The sequence below is a fragment of the Terrabacter terrae genome, assembly GCF_039529575.1.
In the GTDB taxonomy this organism is placed as follows: domain Bacteria; phylum Actinomycetota; class Actinomycetes; order Actinomycetales; family Dermatophilaceae; genus Terrabacter; species Terrabacter terrae.
In genome coordinates this window covers 1-1,405 of the sequence record NZ_BAAANB010000214.1, presented here as the reverse complement: position 1 = coordinate 1,405, position 1,405 = coordinate 1, and the positions used below count along the sequence as shown (strand labels likewise).

2 protein-coding genes and 1 pseudogene are annotated in these 1,405 nt (G+C 69.2%); all 3 read right to left on the bottom strand.

Annotation, left to right across the window (positions count from 1 at the left end; genetic code table 11):
- Positions 1–2 precede the first annotated feature (2 nt).
- Entirely contained in the window at positions 3–623 is a 621-nt protein-coding gene (locus tag ABD194_RS21155; RefSeq protein ID WP_343995215.1) for a single-stranded DNA-binding protein, read from the bottom strand.
- Between the two features lie 58 nt (positions 624–681).
- Positions 682–969 (bottom strand): 30S ribosomal protein S6, encoded by a 288-nt coding sequence (rpsF, locus tag ABD194_RS21150; RefSeq protein ID WP_343995213.1) that lies wholly within the window; start codon positions 967–969, stop codon positions 682–684.
- A gap of 239 nt (positions 970–1,208) precedes the next feature.
- A pseudogene (locus tag ABD194_RS21145) lies at positions 1,209–1,405 on the bottom strand (hypothetical protein); the annotation flags it as partial.

Below are 1,405 nucleotides of genomic sequence, written 5' to 3'. Positions count from 1 at the left end.
GATCAGAAGGGGGGCTCGTCGTAGCTGGGGGCCGAACCCCAGCCACCACCCTGCTGGCCACCGGCCGGCTGACCACCGGAGGGCTGTCCCCAGCCGCCCTGGCCGCCGCCTTGAGCAGCACCCTGGCCAGCGCCCTGGCCGCCACCCTGACCACCGGCGGAACCGCCGGTCGCCCACGGGTCCTCGGCCTGGCCGCCACCGCTCCAGCCGCCGCCCTGGTTGCCCTGGCCGCCGCCGAAGCCGCCACCGCCGCCGCCGCGCTGGGTCTTGTTGACCTTCGCGGTGGCACTGCGCAGGGACGGGCCGATCTCGTCGACGTCCATCTCCACGACGGTGCGCTTCTCGCCTTCCTTCGTCTCGTACGAGCGGGACTTCAGACGGCCGGACACGATCACGCGCATGCCTCGCTGGCACGACTCGGCGACGTTCTCCGCCGCGTCGCGCCACACCGAGCAGCGCATGAACAGCGTCTCGCCGTCCTTCCACTCATTGCTCTGGCGGTCGAACTGCCGCGGCGTCGAGGCCACGGTGAAGTTCGCGACCGCGGCACCGGACGGCGTGAAACGCAGCTCGGGGTCGGCGGTCAGGTTGCCGATGATCGTGATGACGGTGTCGCCTGCCATGCGTGGCTCCGTTCAGTCCTTCGTCCGGTGATCGAGCAGTTCAGTGGCTGGTGCGAGATCAGGCGCCGGGGCGCAGCAGCTTGGTGCGCATGATCGACTCGCTGAGGTTCAGCTGTCGGTCGAGCTCCTGGGCCGTGGCCGGCTCAGCCGTCATGGTGACGACGACGTAGATGCCCTCGGACTTCTTCTTGATGTCGTAGGCGAGACGGCGACGGCCCCAGATGTCGACGTTGTCGACGCTGCCGCCGTCGTTCTTCACGACGGTCAGGAACTTGTCCATCGTGGTGCCGACGGTGCGCTCTTCGGTCTCCGGGTCGAGGATGACCATGAGTTCGTACTGACGCATGCTTCTAACCCACCTCCTCTGGTCTCGGCGGTCACGAGTCTCTCTCGTGACAGGAGGGTTGCATTCGTCCCACCGCGAGCCCGAAGGACCCGGCCTTCTCTCCAGCCGGGACCAGCCTCGCAGACCGCACCGACATCGGTCGGGACGATCCACAGGCCACCGGGCACACGGTGAACTGGGCAAGACTATCCGGCCGGCGGCATACGCAGAAATCGGGACGCCCGCGGCGTCCCTCCCGCTCACGAGAAGCGGACGAGAAGCCGGTCCTCGGCCCCGGCCATCGGGCCGGCGAGGTCGTCGACCTCGGCGGAACCACCCGCTGAGCCCCCCGCCGAGCCCTCGACGGCAGTCCGACGCTCTCGCGCGCGCAGCCACACCACCGCGACGAGCCACAGAACCGCCACGACCCGCAGCATCGAGAAGAACGCGTACCAGG

What these genes read in the sequence shown, in the direction of transcription:
- ABD194_RS21155 (WP_343995215.1), bottom strand. Translation starts at nt 623, where the DNA reads ATGGCAGGCGACACCGTCATCACGATCATCGGCAACCTGACCGCCGAC.
- rpsF (WP_343995213.1), bottom strand. Translation starts at nt 969, where the DNA reads ATGCGTCAGTACGAACTCATGGTCATCCTCGACCCGGAGACCGAAGAG.